At 71.3% G+C, this 17,895-nt stretch carries 20 protein-coding genes, 1 tRNA gene and 1 riboswitch; of the genes, 13 read left to right on the plus strand and 8 right to left on the minus strand.

Annotated features, from left to right (window positions below):
* Positions 1-168: 168 nt before the first annotated feature.
* The 5 genes from IF99_RS0125670 (at position 169) to IF99_RS0125685 (ending at position 3,747) form a co-directional block, all read left to right on the plus strand.
* Positions 169-1,632 carry an amino acid permease gene (locus IF99_RS0125670; RefSeq protein ID WP_030999847.1) on the plus strand — a complete coding sequence of 488 codons (1,464 nt, stop codon included), beginning with the start codon at positions 169-171 and terminating at the stop codon, positions 1,630-1,632.
* A 91-nt stretch (positions 1,633-1,723) separates the two neighbouring features.
* On the plus strand, positions 1,724-2,146 hold the full coding sequence (locus tag IF99_RS0125675) for a Mov34/MPN/PAD-1 family protein (RefSeq protein WP_030999849.1): 423 nt from the start codon (positions 1,724-1,726) through the stop codon (positions 2,144-2,146).
* A gap of 148 nt (positions 2,147-2,294) precedes the next feature.
* Positions 2,295-2,399 (plus strand): putative leader peptide, encoded by a 105-nt coding sequence (locus tag IF99_RS35645; protein ID WP_010295339.1) that lies wholly within the window; start codon positions 2,295-2,297, stop codon positions 2,397-2,399.
* 119 nt (positions 2,400-2,518) lie between these two features.
* Entirely contained in the window at positions 2,519-2,797 is a 279-nt protein-coding gene (locus IF99_RS0125680; RefSeq protein ID WP_030999851.1) for a MoaD/ThiS family protein, read from the plus strand.
* Positions 2,797-3,747, plus strand: a complete 951-nt coding sequence (locus IF99_RS0125685; RefSeq protein ID WP_030999853.1) for a PLP-dependent cysteine synthase family protein — start codon at positions 2,797-2,799, stop codon at positions 3,745-3,747. Before IF99_RS0125680 ends, IF99_RS0125685 begins: the two co-directional genes overlap by 1 nt.
* Positions 3,748-3,849: 102 nt before the next feature.
* On the opposite strand, the gene IF99_RS0125690 is transcribed toward IF99_RS0125685, so the two are convergent.
* A complete protein-coding gene (locus tag IF99_RS0125690; protein ID WP_030999855.1) occupies positions 3,850-4,296 on the minus strand; it encodes a type II toxin-antitoxin system PemK/MazF family toxin in 447 nt (148 codons plus the stop codon).
* Positions 4,297-4,510: 214 nt separating this feature from the next.
* Here IF99_RS0125690 and IF99_RS0125695 point away from each other — a divergent pair, with 214 nt between their 5' ends.
* Complete coding sequence (locus IF99_RS0125695) at positions 4,511-5,263, plus strand: MBL fold metallo-hydrolase (RefSeq protein WP_030999857.1); 753 nt, start codon at positions 4,511-4,513, stop codon at positions 5,261-5,263.
* A 184-nt stretch (positions 5,264-5,447) separates the two neighbouring features.
* Here the strand turns inward: IF99_RS0125695 and IF99_RS0125700 are convergent, their stop codons facing one another.
* Entirely contained in the window at positions 5,448-6,740 is a 1,293-nt protein-coding gene (locus IF99_RS0125700; RefSeq protein ID WP_030999859.1) for a PTS transporter subunit EIIC, read from the minus strand.
* A gap of 147 nt (positions 6,741-6,887) precedes the next feature.
* Between IF99_RS0125700 and IF99_RS0125705 the strand changes: the two genes are divergently transcribed.
* The 4 genes from IF99_RS0125705 to rdgB all read left to right on the plus strand — a co-directional run bounded on the left by IF99_RS0125705 (position 6,888) and on the right by rdgB (position 9,093).
* Complete coding sequence (locus tag IF99_RS0125705; protein ID WP_008745947.1) at positions 6,888-7,121, plus strand: glucose PTS transporter subunit EIIB; 234 nt, start codon at positions 6,888-6,890, stop codon at positions 7,119-7,121.
* Positions 7,122-7,187: 66 nt separating this feature from the next.
* Entirely contained in the window at positions 7,188-7,913 is a 726-nt protein-coding gene (gene rph / locus IF99_RS0125710) for a ribonuclease PH (RefSeq protein WP_030999862.1), read from the plus strand.
* A 150-nt stretch (positions 7,914-8,063) separates the two neighbouring features.
* Positions 8,064-8,456 (plus strand): hypothetical protein, encoded by a 393-nt coding sequence (locus IF99_RS0125715; RefSeq protein WP_030999864.1) that lies wholly within the window; start codon positions 8,064-8,066, stop codon positions 8,454-8,456.
* Between the two features lie 34 nt (positions 8,457-8,490).
* Positions 8,491-9,093 carry an RdgB/HAM1 family non-canonical purine NTP pyrophosphatase gene (gene rdgB / locus IF99_RS0125720; protein WP_030999866.1) on the plus strand — a complete coding sequence of 201 codons (603 nt, stop codon included), beginning with the start codon at positions 8,491-8,493 and terminating at the stop codon, positions 9,091-9,093.
* 54 nt (positions 9,094-9,147) lie between these two features.
* On the opposite strand, the gene IF99_RS0125725 is transcribed toward rdgB, so the two are convergent.
* The 5 genes from IF99_RS0125725 to bcp form a co-directional block, all read right to left on the minus strand.
* Positions 9,148-9,222 (minus strand) — tRNA-Leu (locus tag IF99_RS0125725).
* Positions 9,223-9,237: 15 nt separating this feature from the next.
* On the minus strand, positions 9,238-10,062 hold the full coding sequence (locus tag IF99_RS0125730; protein ID WP_030999868.1) for an HNH endonuclease signature motif containing protein: 825 nt from the start codon (positions 10,060-10,062) through the stop codon (positions 9,238-9,240).
* Positions 10,059-10,697: an HNH endonuclease signature motif containing protein gene (locus IF99_RS0125735; protein WP_030999870.1), complete on the minus strand. Its 639-nt coding sequence runs from the start codon at positions 10,695-10,697 to the stop codon at positions 10,059-10,061. The genes IF99_RS0125730 and IF99_RS0125735 overlap by 4 nt, the downstream gene beginning before the upstream one ends.
* A 135-nt stretch (positions 10,698-10,832) precedes the next feature.
* Entirely contained in the window at positions 10,833-12,332 is a 1,500-nt protein-coding gene (gene proP, locus IF99_RS0125740; RefSeq protein ID WP_030999872.1) for a glycine betaine/L-proline transporter ProP, read from the minus strand.
* 121 nt (positions 12,333-12,453) lie between these two features.
* Positions 12,454-12,933: a thioredoxin-dependent thiol peroxidase gene (gene bcp / locus IF99_RS0125745; RefSeq protein ID WP_030999873.1), complete on the minus strand. Its 480-nt coding sequence runs from the start codon at positions 12,931-12,933 to the stop codon at positions 12,454-12,456.
* A 232-nt stretch (positions 12,934-13,165) separates the two neighbouring features.
* Between bcp and IF99_RS0125750 the strand changes: the two genes are divergently transcribed.
* The 3 genes from IF99_RS0125750 to sugE all read left to right on the plus strand — a co-directional run bounded on the left by IF99_RS0125750 (position 13,166) and on the right by sugE (position 14,431).
* Positions 13,166-13,495 (plus strand): DUF3618 domain-containing protein, encoded by a 330-nt coding sequence (locus IF99_RS0125750; RefSeq protein WP_030999875.1) that lies wholly within the window; start codon positions 13,166-13,168, stop codon positions 13,493-13,495.
* Positions 13,496-13,652: 157 nt separating this feature from the next.
* The gene (locus IF99_RS0125755) at positions 13,653-13,955 is read left to right on the plus strand and encodes a GroES family chaperonin (protein WP_051703689.1); all 303 of its coding nucleotides are present in this window, start codon (positions 13,653-13,655) and stop codon (positions 13,953-13,955) included.
* A gap of 55 nt (positions 13,956-14,010) precedes the next feature.
* Positions 14,011-14,075: riboswitch (guanidine-III (ykkC-III) riboswitch) on the plus strand.
* Positions 14,076-14,110: 35 nt separating this feature from the next.
* Entirely contained in the window at positions 14,111-14,431 is a 321-nt protein-coding gene (sugE, locus tag IF99_RS0125760; protein WP_030999879.1) for a quaternary ammonium compound efflux SMR transporter SugE, read from the plus strand.
* Positions 14,432-14,480: 49 nt separating this feature from the next.
* Here sugE and IF99_RS31165 read toward each other — a convergent pair whose 3' ends face one another.
* The gene (locus IF99_RS31165) at positions 14,481-17,699 is read right to left on the minus strand and encodes a transglycosylase domain-containing protein (protein ID WP_324604393.1); all 3,219 of its coding nucleotides are present in this window, start codon (positions 17,697-17,699) and stop codon (positions 14,481-14,483) included.
* Between the last annotated feature and the right edge of the window lie 196 nt (positions 17,700-17,895).

Raw genomic sequence — 17,895 nt, forward strand, 5'->3', positions numbered from 1 at the left:
CCGCCCGGCCGTCCCGCCCGCACCCCGCCGGGACTCCCTCCCTCACCCGCCCGGCTCACCTCCTGCGCCGCCCCCTTCACGCGTACGAGTGCCACTCCTCACGCCCTGTCACCCTTTATCCGCATAAAGTGGTTATCTGATCTCCTCACCGGGAGAGAGGCGCGACACATGACGTCCACACAGGTCGGCACACCCGGCGAAGAGCCGGCGGAGCCGGTGGAGGCGGCGGGGAAGACGGAGAGCGCCGAGGGGTACCGCCGGGCGCTCGGCGCGCGGCAGATCCAGATGATCGCCATCGGCGGCGCGATCGGCACCGGGCTCTTCCTCGGCGCGGGGACCGCCATCTCCAAGGCGGGCCCGAGCCTGATCCTCGCCTACGCGGCGGCCGGGCTCGTCATCTACCTCATCATGCGGGCGCTCGGCGAACTCCTCCTCTACCGCCCCGTCTCCGGCGCCTTCGCCGAGTACGCGCGGGAGTTCCTCGGCCCCTTCTTCGGCTTCGTCACGGGCTGGACCTACTGGCTCGGCTGGGTCATCACCGGCATCACCGAGGTCACCGCCGCCGCCAAGTACATGACCTTCTGGTGGGCCATCCCGCAGTGGGCCTCCTCGCTCGCCTTCACCGTCCTCCTCTTCGGCGTGAACCTGATCTCCGTGAAGCTCTTCGGCGAGCTGGAGTTCTGGTTCTCGATGGTCAAGGTCACCGCGATCGTCGGCATGATCCTCATCTGCCTCGGCATCCTGACCCTCGGCTTCTCCGACGCGGGGCGGAGCGCGAGCGTCGCCCACCTGTGGGACGACGGCGGCCTCTTCCCGCACGGGCCGGGCGGCACCCTCATGACGCTCCAGATCGTCATGTTCGCCTTCTTCGCCGTCGAACTCGTCGGCGTCACGGCGGGCGAGTCCGAGAACCCGGAGAAGAACCTCCCGAAGGCGATCAACACCGTCCCCTGGCGCATCGCCGTCTTCTACATCGGCGCGCTGATCATGATCCTCTCCGTCGTCCCCTGGAGGAACTTCCAGCCGAACGTCTCGCCGTTCGTCGCCGCCTTCGAGCGGATGGGACTCGGCATCGGCGCGGCCGTCGTCAACTTCGTCGTCCTCACCGCCGCGCTCTCCTCCTGCAACTCCGGCATGTACTCGACGGGCCGCATGCTCCGCGACCTCTCCCTCAACCGCCAGGGCCCCACCCTCTTCGCCCGCCTCACCCGCACCGGGACCCCGCTCCTCGGCACCGCCTTCTCCGCGGCCCTCATGCTCCTCGGCGTGTGGGTCAACTACCAGTGGCCCGGCAAGGCGTTCCAGTACGTCATGTCCCTCGCCACCGTCTGCGCCGTGTGGGCCTGGATCATGATCCTGCTCTGCCAGCTCCGCTACCGCCGCAAGGTCCAGCGCGGCGAACTCCCCGCCTCCTCCTTCCCCGCCCCCGGCGCCCCCTTCACGAGCCTGTTCGCGCTCGCCTTCCTCCTCCTCGTCCTCGTCCTCATGGGCTTCGACAAGGACGCCCGCATCGCCCTCTACGCGGCCCCCCTCTGGGGCGCGCTCCTCATCGGCGCCTACCGCGTCCACCTCGCCCGCGCCCCGTACGTCCGGCCCCCGGACCCGGAGGAGACGGCCCCCGCCGAGGTCTGAGCACCGGCACGTCCCAGGTGGCGAGCGGGCCCGTCCAGCATCCGGGAAGGGCCCACCCGTACGCGCGTACGGTCCGTCTAGGCTGGCCCCCATGCTGACCCTGACCCAGGAGCTGTACGACCGGATCGTCGCCCACGCGCGCGCCGACCACCCCGACGAGGCGTGCGGCATCGTCGCGGGACCCGCGGGCAGCGACCGCCCCGAGCGCTTCGTCCCCATGCTCAACGCGGCCCGCTCGCCCACCTTCTACGAATTCGACTCCGGCGATCTGCTCCGCCTCTACCGCGATCTCGACGACCGCGACGAGGAGCCCGTGATCGTCTACCACTCGCACACCGCGACCGAGGCGTACCCCTCGCGCACGGACATCTCCTACGCGAACGAGCCGGGCGCCCACTACGTCCTCGTCTCCACCGCCGACACCGACGGGGCGGGCCCCTTCCAGTTCCGCTCGTACCGCATCGTGGACGGCGTGGTCACCGAGGAGGACGTGAAGGTCGTCGCGGGGTACTGAGACGCGGCACGGTACAGGGGCGTCCGGCGTACGCGACGCCCCTCGGCCGCACGGGCCGCAGGCGCCACGCGCCAGCATGTGAACGCCGGGCGTCCGCGCCTCGGGACACCCCTCGGGGAACCGGGCCGGGAATCGTTACGATGCCCCCATGGTTGACCTCGACGTGCGTACCCAGGAGCCGGGCACCCCGCTGCTCACGGCGCGTCGCCACGTCGATCTCTGTCGCGTCGCCGGCGCCCTCTGTCCGCGCTGAGCGCTGATCTCCCGCGCGCGGTGCCGGTCCCGGCGCGCGCACGCACCACGGCGCCCCACCCCGTACCACCGCAACGAGGCGCCCCCGCGCGCCCACGACCTCCCGAAAAGGAGACCGCCATGGCCATCGAGGTCCGCATCCCGACCATCCTCCGCACCTACACCGACGGCGCCAAGGCCGTCGAGGGCAGCGGGGACACGCTCGCCGAGCTCTTCGCCGACCTCGACAGCCGCTACGCCGGCATCCAGGAGCGCATCGTCGACGGCGGCAAGCTCCGACGCTTCGTCAACGTCTACCTCAACGACGAGGACGTCCGCTTCCTCGACGGCATCAGCACCAAGCTCAGCGACGGCGACAGCGTCACGATCCTGCCCGCCGTCGCCGGCGGCGCCCGCTGATGCGGTACGAGAACGCTCTCGCCGCTGTCGGCAGCACCCCGCTCGTCCAGCTCCCCCGGCTCTCGCCGGGGGAGGGCGTGCGACTGTGGGCCAAGCTGGAGGACCGCAACCCCACGGGGTCCGTCAAGGACCGGCCCGCGCTCCACATGGTCGAGCGGGCCGAGAAGGACGGGCGGCTCACGCCGGGCTGCACGATCCTGGAGCCCACGAGCGGCAACACCGGCATCTCGCTCGCCATGGCCGCCAAGCTCAAGGGCTACCGCATGGTCTGCGTCATGCCCGAGAACACCAGCCAGGAGCGGCGCGACCTCCTCGCCATGTGGGGCGCCGAGATCATCTCCAGTCCCGCCGCGGGCGGCTCCAACACAGCCGTACGGGTCGCCAAGGACCTCGCCGCGGAGCACCCCGACTGGGTCATGCTCTACCAGTACGGGAACCCGGACAACGCGGGCGCCCACTACGCCACGACGGGCCCCGAACTGCTCGCCGACCTGCCCTCGGTCACCCACTTCGTCGCCGGGCTCGGCACCACCGGCACCCTCATGGGCGTCGGCCGCTACCTGCGCGAGCGGAAGCCGGACGTCAGGATCGTCGCCGCCGAACCCCGCTACGACGACATCGTCTACGGCCTCCGCAACCTCGACCAGGGCTTCGTCCCCGAGCTGTACGACGAGAGCGTCCTCACCACCCGCTTCTCCGTCGGCTCCGCCGACGCCGTCACCCGCACCCGCCAACTCCTCCAGGAGGAAGGCATCTTCGCGGGCATCTCCACCGGCGCCGTCCTCCACGCGGCCATCGGCGTGGGCAAGAAGGCCGTCAACGCGGGCGAAGAGGCCGACATCGCCTTCGTCGTGGCGGACGGCGGCTGGAAGTACCTCTCGACCGGCGTCTACACGGCCCCGACGACGGAAGAGGCGATCGCGACGCTCCAGGGCCAGCTCTGGGCCTGAGCCCGGCTCCGGGGCCGAGCGGTCCCCCCGCCGAGGGCGCTCGCCGCAGCGGGGCCACGCAGGAGGGTGGGTGCGGAGGGGAGGAGCGGGCGGCCGCCCCCTTCAGCCCTTCCGCACCCGCTCCCACACCCCCGCGTCCACCGCACCCGCCCGGCGCCGGAAATCGCGCAGCGGCACCTTCCGCCGCTCCCGCGTCTCCAGGTAGCTGCGCCGCCCCTCGCGGTCGTCCACCGCACCGGGCGGCAGCGCCACCACCCCGTCCCGCTCCGGATGCTGACGGCTCGTTATCTTCATGACCCGCGCCGCGCGCGGCCCCACCGACAGCACCAGGCAGGGCCGGTCCTTCGCTCCGGGCCCGTCCTCGAAGGGCACGAGCGCCCACCAGATCTCGCCCGGCCGCGGCTCCCGCACCCGCGCCCCGCCGGGCCCCCGAGGCGGACGCCGCCGCCCGCGCGGCCCCCGGCCACCGCGCCCCCACGCGTCGACGAGCGACACGAGCAGCCCGAGCACCACCACACCGGCCAGCAGCCACCACCACGACACACCCATACCGCGACGGTACCCGCGCCCCAGCCCCCTACCCGGACCCCGCCCGGGAACCGGGTCAGCCTCAGGGGATCACCCGCACCCCTCACGGGTGGACTTGCCGGTGACTTCTCCCACAACCCGCCGCAGGCGTGAAGCCGCCCACCGGCACTCCCCGTACGCTCGACGGATCGCACCCGCACCCCGCTCACCCCGTCCGCGCGGAGGTTCCCGCTTCATGAAGCTCACCGTCGTCGGCTGCTCGGGATCGATCCCGTCCGTGGACTCGCCCTGTTCCAGCTACCTCGTAGAGGCCGACGGCTTCCGGCTGCTCCTCGACATGGGCAACGGCGCCCTCGGCGAGCTGCAGCGCCACATCGGCCTGAACGAACTCGACGCCGTCGTCCTCAGCCACCTGCACGCCGATCACTGCATCGACATGTGCGCGTACTTCGTCGTGCGCTACTACAACGCCGACCCCCTCACCACTACGCCGCTGCCGGTGTACGGCCCCGACGGCACCGAGGAACGCCTCACCGCCGCGCACGGCGACACCCCCACGCGCTCCGCGATGGCCGAGGTCTTCGACTTCCACACCCTCAAACCCGGCAGTTTCCGCATCGGCCCCTTCACCGTCCACGCCGAGCAGGTCCGCCACCCCGTGGAGGCGTACGGGTTCCGCGTCGAGCACGAGGGCCGCTCCCTCACGTACTCCGGGGACACGGGGCCGTCCGCCGCGCTCGACCAACTCGCCGCCGACAGCGACCTGTTCCTGTGCGAAGCCGCCTTCACGGACGGCAAGGAGGAGATCCCCGACCTCCACCTCAACGGCCGCGAGGCCGGCGAGAGCGCTCAGCGCGCGAGCGCCCGCCGCCTCGTCCTCACCCACATCCCCCCGTGGACCGACCCCCAGCTCAACCTGACGGCCGCGCGCGAGGTCTACCAAGGCCCGCTCGAACTGGCCCACACGGGCGCGGTGTACGAGATCTGAGCGGTACGAGCCCACCGCCGGGACGGGCGCGGGTACGGGGCAGCTCCCAGCAGCCGCGCCCGCACCGGCCGCCCGCGCCCGCACCGGCCGCCCGCGCCCGCACCGGCCGCCCGCGCCCGTCGCCCCCGCCCGCCCGCACTCGCCGCCCCGGCCCGTACCGCCCCCGGCCCGTACCGCCCCCGCCTCACGCCCGCGTCTCGTCCTCCAGCTCCTCCTCCGGCTCCCGCCCCGGCGTCTTCAGGTCGAACCGCGTGATCGCGAAGCGGAACACGGCGTAGTACACGACCGCCGCACACGCCCCGATGATCAACAACAGCCATGGTTTCGTCGCGAGCGACCAGTTGATGACGTAGTCGATCAACCCCGCCGAGAAGCTGAAACCGTCCTTCGCGCCCAGCGCCCACGACACCGCCATCGAGACACCCGTCAGCACCGCGTGCACCGCGTACAACAACGGCGCCACGAACAGGAACGAGTACTCGATGGGCTCGGTGATACCGGTGACGAACGAGGTCAGCGCGACCGACAGCATCAGCCCGCCCACCTCCTTGCGCCGGTGCGGCTTCGCGCAGTGCGTGATCGCCAGCGCGGCGGCCGGCAGCGCGAACATCATGATCGGGAAGAACCCGGTCAGGAACTGCCCCGCGCTCGGGTCGCCCGCCAGGAAGCGGTTGATGTCCCCGTGCACGACGTCCCCGTCCGGCGCCTTGTACTCCCCGAACTGGAACCACACGAACGTGTTCAGGAACTGGTGCAGCCCCACCACGAGCAGCGCCCGGTTCGCCACCCCGAACACCCCCGACCCCCACGCCCCCGCGTCCGACAGCCACTGCCCGAAGCTCGTCAGCCCGTCCCCGATCGGCTGCCACGCCCACGCCGCGAGCCCTCCGAGCAGCAGCCCGATGAACGCCATCAGGATCGGCACGAGCCGCCGCCCGTTGAAGAACCCCAGCCAGTCCACGAGCTTCGTCCGGTAGAACCGCCGCCACACGTACGCCGAGATCAGCCCGATCACGATCCCGCCGAAGACCCCCGGGTTCTGGTACGTCGCCGCCGTGAACGCCCTCCCGGAGTAGTCGACGCAGCCGCCGTCCACCGCCACCTGCCCCCTCGGGCAGGCCACCGGGAACGCCTGGAGCACCGCGTAGAAGACCAGGAACCCCGTCACCGCCGCCAGCGCCGTCGAACCGTCCGACTTCTTCGCCATCCCGATCGCGACACCCACACAGAACAGCAAGGGCAGCCCCAGCGTGGAGTCGAGCAGCGCCCCGCCCGCCGCGTCGATCACCTTCGCGACGTTCGTCCACCCCAGCCCGTCCTGGCCGAAGACGTCCGGCTGACCCAGCCGGTTGAGAATCCCCGCCGCGGGCAGCACCGCGATCGGCAACTGGAGCGAACGCCCCATCTTCTGCAAGCCCTGGAAGAATCTCCCCCAGGGCCCCGGCCCCGCCGTCGCCGCACTCGTCGCCACGCTCATCCACAACCTCCCGTGCCGCCCGGGCCGCGCCCCTGCTGAGCGTCATGATTCGGCACCCCGGCTCCCGCCGCCCATGAAGTTGGGCCAATGGTGAGTTAACGTGACAAAACCCCCAACACGGAGCACCGGGCACAAGGAGCGTGGCGCATGGCCAGCAAGGCGGAGAAGATCGTCGCCGGACTCGGCGGCCTCGACAACATCAGCGACATCGAGGGCTGCATCACCCGGCTGCGCACCGAGGTCTACGACGCCTCCAAGGTCGACGAAGCCGCGCTCAAGGCCGCCGGCGCCCACGGCGTCGTCAAGATGGGCACCGCCATCCAGGTCGTCATCGGCACCGACGCCGACCCCATCGCGGCGGACATCGAAGACATGATGTGACCAGCCCTCCCGGTGACGTGGGGGACGCGGAACAGGCGTCCCCCGCGACCAACTAGGCTCAGCCGCATGTCACGCATCGACGGCCGCACCCCCGACCAGCTCCGCCCCGTCTCCATCGAACGCGGCTGGAGCAAGCACGCCGAAGGCTCCGTCCTCGTCTCCTTCGGCGACACCCGCGTCCTGTGCACCGCCTCCTTCACCGAAGGCGTGCCCCGCTGGCGCAAGGGCAGCGGCGAGGGCTGGGTCACCGCCGAGTACGCGATGCTCCCGCGCGCCACCAACACCCGCGGCGACCGCGAGTCCGTCCGCGGCAAGATCGGCGGCCGCACCCACGAGATCTCCCGCCTCATCGGCCGCAGCCTGCGCGCCGTCGTCGACACCCGCGCCCTCGGCGAGAACACCGTCGTCCTCGACTGCGACGTCCTCCAGGCCGACGGCGGCACCCGCACCGCCGCCATCACCGGCGCGTACGTCGCCCTCGCCGACGCCGTCCGCTGGGCGCAGGGAAAGAAGCTCGTCAAGGCCGGACGCGTCCCGCTGCGCGACACCGTCTCGGCCGTCTCCGTCGGCATCATCGACTCCGTCCCCTACCTCGACCTGCGGTACGAGGAGGACGTGCGCGCCGAGACCGACATGAACGTCGTCCGCACCGGCGACGGCCGCTTCGTCGAGGTCCAGGGCACCGCCGAGGCCGCGCCCTTCGACCGCGCCGAACTCGACGCGCTCCTCGATCTCGCGAGCGCGGGCTGCGCGGACCTGGCGGCCCTCCAGCGCGAGGCGCTCGAAGCCTGAGCCGACCGCCCAGGTAAAGAGAACACCAAGCGAAGGACGGGCCACGGGCAACCGAACACCCGTCCACGGCGTCATCCCGCATGACGGAGACCCCGGGGGAGCCCACTCCTCCGGGTCTCGACCGCCGTGGACGAAAGGGACCGCCCGCTCATGCCCGCGCACCGCCGAGCCCGCCGCACCGCCGCCGCCCTCCTGCTGGCCGCCCTCCCGCTGCTGGGCCTCACCGCCTGCGACGCGGCGCGGAAGGCGCTCGACTGCGTCCACACCGCCGACACCATCGCGGACCACGTCACCAACCTCCAGCAGTCCGCCGACAGCCTCGGCGACGACCCCCTCGACCCCGACACCGAACTCGCCGCCATCGACAAGGACCTCGGCGCCCTCCGCAAGAAGGCGGAAGACGCGGACCTGAAGCAGGCGCTCGACGGACTCGGCGAGGCCGTCGACACGGTCCGGGCCGATGTCGCGAGCGGCGACGAGACACCCGACCTCGACCCGCTCACCGACGCGGCGGGCGAGCTGACGAAGGTCTGCACCCCGTGACCCGCGCGGTCACCGCTGCGGAATACTGGCGTCCATGACCCGTCTCATCCTCGCCACCCGCAACGCCGGCAAAGTCACCGAACTCCACGCCATCCTCAACGAGGCGGGGCTCGGGCACGAACTCGTGGGAGCCGACGCGTACCCGGAGATCCCCGACGTCAAGGAGACGGGCGTCACCTTCGCCGAGAACGCCCTCCTGAAGGCGCACGCCCTGGCCCGGGCGACGGGCCTCCCGGCGGTGGCGGACGACTCGGGCCTGTGCGTCGACGTCCTGAACGGCGCCCCCAGCATCTTCTCCGCCCGCTGGTCCGGCCGCCACGGCGACGACGAGGCCAACCTCCGCCTCCTCCTGGCCCAGCTCTCCGACATCGCCCCCGAACACCGCGCCGCCGGCTTCGCCTGCGCGGCGGCCCTGGCCCTCCCGGACGGCACGGAACGCGTGGTCGAGGGCCACCTCCGCGGCACCCTCCGCCTCGAACCGGCGGGCACGAACGGCTTCGGCTACGACCCGATCCTCCAGCCGGAGGGCCTCGACCGCACCTGCGCCGAACTGACCCCGGCCGAGAAGAACGCGATCAGCCACCGGGGCAAGGCGTTCAGGGCACTGGCGCCGGTGGTGCGGGAACTGGTGGGCTGACGCCAGTCGGCGGTACGACGAAGGGGCGCCTCGTTGAGGCGCCCCTTACGTATGTGAACCCGATGGGATTCGAACCCATGACACCTGGGACCTAAACCCAGTCCCTCTAGCCAGCTGGGGTACGGGTCCAGCGTCAGACTTGTATCACCTCCTGGCCCTACCGGCAAAAGTGGCGGTCTGGCTGTGGCAGTTGGGACACAGGTACCGCAGGTTCTCCGCCCGGTTGTCCCGCCAGTCGCCGTTGACGTGGTCGATCTCGCACACCAGCGGGCGACCCCGGTACCGCTTCCCCAGCCCGCACTTCTCACAGACGTGCGGACGGCCGATCTCGCTCAGGGCGCGGCGGAGCATCTCGCCCGAGGTACGTCCTGCCGTCGGCGGTTTGACGACGAGCACGGCCGATGCGGGGGTGCGCCGGCGGGGCACGCCTCTCCGGCTTGCCTGGCCCAGGAAGTGGGCCGTGGAGATGCCGTTCCGCTCACATGCCTCCCGCAGGCGTCGGCGCGTACCCGCGTGAGGCTCCAGGCCGAGCAGACGGAGCGCTTCGGCCGCGGACCGGGCCCCGGAAACCGCCGTGCGCACGCTGTCCGGCGAGAGATCCGCCGTGGACGCGTTCTTGCGCGGGAGGTGCGAGATGTCGATGCCGAACTGTTCGAGGCGCTTGCGGACGAGGCTGTAGGGGATGTCGCCCTCCGGGAGTCCCAGCCGGGTGCCGACTTCCCGCAGGCTTCTCGCCCCCTTGACGGCTTCGGCCAGGGCTTCGCGGGTGTACGCCACGGGTTCTCTCGCCGGAAGACCGCTCGGGCGGAAGTGGCTGGTGTCGATCCCGTAGTGGCGCAGCCGCCGCTCCACGTACCGCATCACCGTCTTGGACGCCGGTGCCCCGATCCGGTCCAGCAGGTCCAGCAGACTGCCGCTGGCCGGAGCCGCGTCGGCAAGGAGGGACCGGGGGTACTTCGGGATGCTCATCGGGCGCGCTGCCTACGGCGGAAGGTGTCCGTCATCGAGTGGCAGTTCGGGCAGAGCAGCCGCAGATTCCCGATCCGGTTGTCCCGCCAGTCGCCGTTGATGTGGTCGACCTCCAGGCGCAACGGCTCGCCCATCCATTCGGGGCCGGTTCCGCAGTCGGCGCACACCTCCGCCCGGCCAGTGGCCAGGAGCGCCTGTTTGAGCCGCTGCCCGGGGACGCGGCGCGTCCTGTCCGCCTCGAAGACGAGGAGTTCTGCCGCCGTTCGCCTGCGGCCGCCCTGGCGCGGCACGCTGCCCCTGACCCGCACGAAGTGCGACGTATCGATACCGAGCTTCGCGACCCGGCGGCTGAGGTGGCTGTGCCAGCCGCCGACCTGGTCGACGCCCAGGCGGAGCAGCACCTCGTTCATGGTGCGCGAGGCCGCGACCGCCTCCGCGAGTTCCGCTCGTGTCCACCGCCCGCGTTCGTCCTCCAGCCGGTTCAGGTCGAGACCCATCACCTTCATGCGCTGCCGCAAGTACCTGCGCCGCTCCCGGTTCTCCAGGTCAACCCCCAGCCGTTCCATCACCTCCCCCAGCGTCCCCGCCCCCGTGAAGGCCCGCCGCAGCTCCTCGTCCGTGTACCTGACCGCCATCCCGCACCCCGTTCGATCGAGCGTCCGACCGGTTCAACGACGCCTGTTCGGGCCGGGTCACCCCGAACGGCGGAACGCCCCGTACCTTCACCGGTACGGGGCGTTCCGCTTGGTGCGGATCGGATCGTCGGGTCGTCAGAACTTGGGTTCCGGGGTCTGGGCGTGGACGATCTCGGCCGCCTCTTCCTCCGTCTCGACCGACGGTGGCGAGCCCGCCAGGGGCAGGTTGGCCGTCTCCTTCAGGCAGAGGACCGCGATCACGCCCACCACGGCCGCCGCCGTCGCGTAGTACGCGGGCATCAGGTTCGTGTCGAAGGCGCTGATCAGGGCGGTGATCACGAGGGGGGTCGTGCCGCCGAAGATCGAGGTGGCCAGGTTGTAGGAGACCGAGAGGGAGCCGTAGCGGACCTGCGTCGGGAAGATCGCCGGGAGTGCCGCCGACATCGTGCCGAGGAGGCAGACCAGGGAGAGGCCCAGGAGGAGCAGGCCCAGGGCGATCAGGACGACGCTGCCCTGGCGGATGAGGAGGAAGGAGGGGACGGAGAGGACCAGGAAGCCGATCATCCCGGCCATCAGGAGCGGCTTCCGGCCGAGGCGGTCCGAGAGGCGGCCCACCTGCTGGAGCAGGCACATCTGCACGACCATCACGAGGAGCAGGATCAGCAGCCCCTTGTTGGTCCCGTAGCCGAGTTCGTCGGAGAGGTACGTCGGCATGTAGGAGAGCAGCATGTAGTCGGTGATGTTGTACGCCGCGACGAGCGCGAGGCACAGCAGCAGCGGGCGCCAGTACTTCGTGAAGATCTTGCCGAGGTCGCCTGCGGCCGAGGTCTCGACCGCGTCGGCGGCCTCGCTCGCCCGTACCTGGCCGCCCTCCAGTTTCTGGAAGGCCGGGGTCTCGTCGAGTTTGACCCGCAGCCACAGGCCGATGAAGCCGAGCGGGGCGGCGACGAGGAAGGGGATGCGCCAGCCCCAGTGGAGCATCTGCTCGTCGTTGAAGAAGGTCGTCAGCAGGACGACGAGGCCGGAGGCGCCGACGTAGCCCGCGAGGGTGCCGAATTCGAGGAAGCTGCCGAAGAAGCCGCGCCGCTTGTCGGGCGCGTACTCGGCGATGAACGTCGAGGCGCCCCCGTACTCGCCGCCGGTCGAGAAGCCCTGAACGAGGCGGAAGAAGATCAGCAGGATCGGGGCCCAGATGCCGATCGTGTCGTGCGAGGGGATGAGGCCGATCGCAAGGGTGCCGACCGACATCATGATCATCGTGATGGCGAGGATCGACTTGCGGCCGATCTTGTCGCCGAGGGGGCCGAAGACGGCACCGCCGATGGGGCGGACGAGGAAGGCGACGGCGAAGGTCGCGAAGGACGAGAGGAGCTGGGCGGTGTCGTTCCCGGAGGGGAAGAACACCTTGCCCAGCGTCGCCGCGAGATAGCTGTAGATCCCGAAGTCGTACCACTCCATGGCGTTGCCGAGCATGGCCGCCTTGGTGGCCCGCTTGACCGCCGCCTCGTCGGTCACGGTGATGTCGCTGCGGCGCAGCCTGGGGTTGCGCCGTTTGTCGATCGCGCGGAAGAGCACCCGGTGGCGTCTGACCGCGGCGGGGTCCATCACCGGCTCGTCGTTGTCGGTCGCCGCCATCAGGGTGTTCCTTTCTCCGGTCCTGTTGCCAAGCTGAACACCTGCGCGCTTCCGCCGCGCTCAAACAAACTCGTTCAGGGGGCACCGATCTGGCTACGGAGAGTGAATGATGTGCCCGTTTTCAGGCGGTTTCGCTGAGACCCAGATCACGGATGATCTTCGCGACGTGCCCGGTGGCCTTGACGTTGTAGAGGGCCCGCTCGACCTTGCCCTCCTCGTCCACGACGATCGTGGAGCGGATGACGCCGGTGACGGTCTTGCCGTAGAGCTTCTTCTCGCCGAAGGCGCCGTACTCCTCCATGACCGCCTTCGACGGGTCGGAGACGAGCGTGACGCGCAGGTCCTCCTTCTCGCGGAACTTGGCGAGCTTCTCGGGCTTGTCGGGAGAGACGCCGATGACGTCGTAGCCCTCGCGGGCGAGGAGGTCCAGGTTGTCGGTGAAGTCGCACGCCTGCTTGGTGCAGCCGGGGGTGAGCGCGGCGGGGTAGAAGTACACGATCACTTTCCGTCCGCGATGGGCGGAGAGCGAGATCTCCTCGCCGTCGGCGTCCGGAAGGGTGAAGTCGGGCGCGGGGTCGCCGGGCTGAAGGCGCTCGCTCATGGGGTGGCTCCTGTTTCCGGGGTGGTTTTCGGGGTACGCCGCCGAGCCTAAGCCAGCGCACGGGCCGGCCCGGACGCGCTCGTACGGTCCCTACAGGGGGTGCCGAGGGGTGCGCGGGCGGTACAACTGACAGACTGTCGTGCGACGGGCCCCGAGCGGGGCGCGGAGAGTGCACAGGAGCGACGGGTGTCCCCGATCAAGGGCCCCGGGACACGACGACGGAGGCAACGCGGTGTCGGAAGCGGATGCCAGGACCCCTGCGGAGATCGAGGCGGACATCAAGCGCCGGCGTGTGCTGCTGGCCGAGACCCTCGACGAGATCGGGGTGCGTGTGCACCCGAAGACGATCGTGGGCGATGCGAAGGCGAAGGCGACGGCGAAGGTCGATCAGACCCTCGGACGGGCGTACGTGGAGGTGAACCGCACGCTGAGCGGAGTGCGGGCGAAGTTCGTCGACGAGGAGGGCAGCCCGCGCCTGGGGCGGATCGTGCCGGTCGCGGTGCTCGCCGTGGGCGTGGTCGGGCTCGTGGTGGTCTCCGGGCGCAAAAGCGGGAAGAAGTGACCCGCCCCGGGGAGCCGGACGCCGTTCGGTGCCCCGGGTACCGGGGTTCCGTACAGACCGTGCGGGGCCCCGGGTTAGATTTCCTGGCGTGAGCGAGAACCACGGCACGAGCCAGTCCCAGGACGCGCAGGCCCACGACGACAAGCTGCCCATCCGGATGCTGCACGACCGCGTCCTGGTGCGGAGCGACACCCCGGAGGGGGAGCGTCGCTCGGGCGGCGGGATCGTCATTCCGGCGACGGCGGCGGTGGGGCGCCGGCTCGCGTGGGCGCGCGTGGTCGCGGTCGGGCAGAGCGTGCGGACGGTGGAGGCGGGGGACCGGGTGCTCTACGACCCGGAGGACCGCGCGGAGGTGGAGGTGCGCGGGGTCGCGTACGTCCTGATGCGGGAGCGGGACCTGCACGCGGTGGCCGCGGACCGTTTCGAGGGCGCGGAGGACGCGACGGGGCTGTATCTCTGAGGTCCGTCGCGAGGGCCCCGGGGTGGTGACAGGAGTCACCGCCCCGGGGCCCTCGGTGTTGCTAGCCTCGGGAGTACCCCGACGAGACGCGCCGTACCGGGTCACGAAAGACGACGCACCCCTGTTCGCGCTCTTTCGTTCGGAGGTGTCCCGTCATGGCGTGGATCGCTGTGATCATCGCGGGTCTGCTGGAAGTGGCCTGGTCGGTCGGCATGAAGTACACGCACGGTTTCACCCGGCTCGTGCCGAGTCTGTTCACGGGCGCGGGGATCGTGGCTTCGATGCTGCTGCTCGCCCATGCGGCGAAGACGCTGCCGATCGGTACGGCCTACGGGGTGTGGGTCGGGATCGGTGCCGCGGGTGCGGCGGTGCTCGGCATGGTGGTGCTCGGTGAGCCGGCGACGGCGGCGCGGATCTTCTTCGTGTCGCTGCTCGTGGTGGCCGTGGTGGGCCTGAAGGTCACCTCGGGGCACTGAGGTGCGGGGAGCGGGCGCCGTCCATCCGGACGGCGCCCGTTCCGTGCCGTCAGCCGCCGCCCAGGAAGCCGCCCGGGGTGCCGCCGCCGGGCTGTTCCCCGCCGCCGCCCGGGTCGCCGTTGTCGCCGCCCGGGTCGGTGCCGCCGGGGTCGGTGCCGCCGTTGTCGCCGCCCGGGCCGGTGCCGCCGGGCCCGGTGCCGCCGTTGTCGCCGCCCGGGTCCGTGGCGCCGCCGGTCGGCTCACCGCCGCCGGGGGGCGTCACGGGCTCGCCGGGGGAAGTGCCGCCCGTGCCGCCGGTGCCGCCGGTGCCGTTCTGCCCGCCCGCGCCGTTCTGGCCGTCGTCGGCGGGGGAGGACGCCGTCGGGTCGCTCGGGCTCGTCCCCGTACTCGGGCTGTCGCTGCTGCCCGGGGCCTGCGAGACGGGCGGCTTGCGCTTGGCGCCCTTGGCGAGCTTGAGGTCGAAGTCGTGCGACTTCTGGCCCTTGAGCGCCTGCTTGACGTACTGCGACCAGATCTCGGTGGGCGGGCCGCCGCCGTTCATGCGGGCGACGCCGAGCGCTCCGTAGAGCGGGACGTGCTTGGCGGTCTTGGGGTCCTGGCCCATGACCGAGACGACCGTCGCGAGGTCGGGCGTGTACCCGGCGAAGAGCGCGGCGGTGTCCTCTTCGGCGGTGCCCGTCTTGCCCGCCGCCGGGCGGCCGGCGCCCTTGGCCGCCATGGCGGTGCCCTTCTCGACGACGCTCTGGAGGATCGACGTCGTGGTGTCGGCGGCCGTGCGCTTGACCGCCTGGGTGGTGTGGCGCTCGGGCAGGTCCACGCGCTTGCCGTCGCGGTCGGTGATCTTGAGGACGAGCTGGGCGGAGTTGTGCCTGCCGTGGTTGGCGAGCGTCGCGTACGCCTCGGTCATGCGCAGCACGCTCGGGGTGGCGGTGCCGAGTGCGATCGAGGGGTACGGGGCCAGGGACGGGGTGCCCTTGGCGAGGCCGAGGGCTTCGGCGGTCTTCTTGACCTTCGCGGGGCCGACGTCGACGGCCATCTGCGCGTACACCGAGTTGACGGACTTGTCGGTGGCGACGCTGACGGGGATGCGGCCGTAGTCGCGCTCGTCCTCGTTCTCGGGGCTGAAGGGGATGGAGCTGCCCTTCACGGGGCGTTTGCTGGTGCCGTCGTACACCGTGGCGGGCGTGATCGTCTCGCCGTCCTGCGTCGTGGAGTGGTTCTCCAGCGCGGAGGTGAAGACGAAGGGCTTGAACGTCGAGCCGACCTGGAAGTCGGCGCGGGTCGCGTTGTTCGTGTACTGCTTCACCCAGTCGATGCCGCCGTACATCGCGACGACCTGGCCGGTCTTCGGGTCGATCGAGGCGGCGCCCGCGCGGACGTTGCGGTCGGCGCGGCGGTTCTTCTTGTCGAGCTTGTCGATGAGCTGGTCGTCCACCGCCTTGACCAGGGCGTCCTGGTTCTTCTTCTTGAAGGTCGTGGTGATGCGGTAGCCCTGGTTGGTGAGGTGGTTCTTGTCGATGCCGTTCTCGGAGAGGTAGTTCTTGACGGCCTCGACGAGGTAGCCGCGCTGGCCGGAGAGCGAGGAGTTGGTGCTCGTGGGCTCCTTGGGCGTCGGGAACTCCGCCTTCGCGCGGGCGGCCGGGGTCATCCAGTGCTGCTTGACCATGCCGTCGAGCACGTAGGACCAACGGGCCTCGGCGGCGCGCTTGTTCTCGGGGTAGACGACGACGTCGTACGCGGAGGGCGCGTTGAGGAGCGAGGCGAGGTAGGCGCCCTCGGGGACGGTGAGCTGGTCGACGTCCTTGTCGTAGTAGGCGCGCGCGGCGGCCTGGATGCCGTAGGCGTTGCGGCCGAAGTAGCTCGTGTTGAGGTAGCCCTCCAGGATCTCGTCCTTGCTCTTCTCGCGGTCGAGCTTGAGCGAGATGAAGAACTCCTTGGCCTTCCGGGTGACCGTCTGGTCCTGGTCCAGGTAGTAGTTCTTCACGTACTGCTGCGTGATGGTCGAGCCGGACTGCTTGCCCTTGCCGGTCGCGGTGTTCCACGCGGCGCGGAGCATGGCCTGCGGGTCGACGGCGGACTCCGTGTAGAAGTCGCGGTCCTCGGCGGCGAGCACGGTGCGCTGGACGGACTTGGGGATCTCGGAGAGCTTCACGTTGACGCGGTTGACGGTGCCGTCGCGTGCGAGGAGGGTGCCGTCCGCGTAGTAGTAGACGTTGCTCTGGAGCTGGGCGTCCTGGTTGCCCTCGGGGATGTCGGTGGTCGCGTAGCCGATGGCGAAGGCGCCGCCGAGGAGCAGGATCAGCAGGACGAGGCCGCCGAGCGTCATGCGCCAGGTCGGGAAGAGGCGGCGCCAGCCCTTGCGCTTGCGGGACTTGCGGCCCTTCTTCTTGGGCTGCCCGGGCCCGTCGCCGTCGTCGGCGGCCATGGCGGCGGCGCCGGTGTCGCCGGGGGGCGGAGGCGTGCCGGGAGGGCTCGCGGGGGTGCCGGCCGCGGGCCCCGCCTTCGCCGGAGTGCCCTTACCGGCCTTCGAGGGGGTGCCCTTCCCGGTCTTGCCGGGACGGGCGGCGTCCTCGCCGCCGGGGACGCGCAGCTGAGTCGTCCGTTCGGCGGGGAACTCTTTCGGGGGGTCGGCGGGGGAGGGCGCGGCGGGGGCGGGCTTGTCACCGGCGGCGGGCTTGTCACCGGCGGCGGGCTTGGCCGCCGGGGTGGGCTTGGTGTCCGCAGTCGGCTTGGCGTCCGCCTTGACGCCTCCTGGTGCGGGCGCGGTGCCCGGCGCCGCCTCGTCGGGCTTGGCGGCGTCGGCGGTCTTCGCGCTTCCGGCGGCCTTCGCGTCACGTGCGGCCTTCGGGGCACCTGCGGCCTTCGGGGCACCTGCGGTCGTCGCGGCACCCGCGGGCTTCTCGCTCGCCGAGGCGTCGGCCATTCCGCCGTCGGCCTTCGCGGTCCCGGGCGCGGCGGCCCCGGCGCTCCGCGCCGTCGGGGCGTCAGACCTCGCTCCCGGTACGGGCTTCGCGGCGCGGGAGGCCCCCGCCCGCGGCTTCGCCTCCGGCTTGGCGCCCGGCTTCGTTTCCGGCTTCGCGTCCCGCTCCGTGCCCGCCGTCCCTCCCGGCGCGTCCCCCGCCGTCTTCCGCGCCCGCGCCTGTCCCTCGCGTGACTCCTTCCGCTCGTTCCCTTCGTCGCGCCGGGGTGTCCCGGCCTCTTCCGGCCGGGATGTCGTGCCGTCCCCGGTGTGGTCGCCGTCGCCGTGCTGCTGCGGCTCGTCGGTCATGTTGTGCGGAACTCCTGCTTCGCTTCGTGCACCCGGTGCCCACGTACGCACCGAGGCGCGGGGCGGTCGGAACACAGTGCCCGCCTCGGCGGCTCGTGATCCTCCCCCGTGTAAAACGCGTGGCGCGCGCGTACGGCTCCCCTCTAGGCTCGTGACTTTGGCCCGAGGGGCCGAATCCACACCATTCGCGCGGAAA

The sequence above is a fragment of the Streptomyces sp. NRRL F-5630 genome, from assembly GCF_000719475.1.
Lineage (GTDB): Bacteria > Actinomycetota > Actinomycetes > Streptomycetales > Streptomycetaceae > Streptomyces.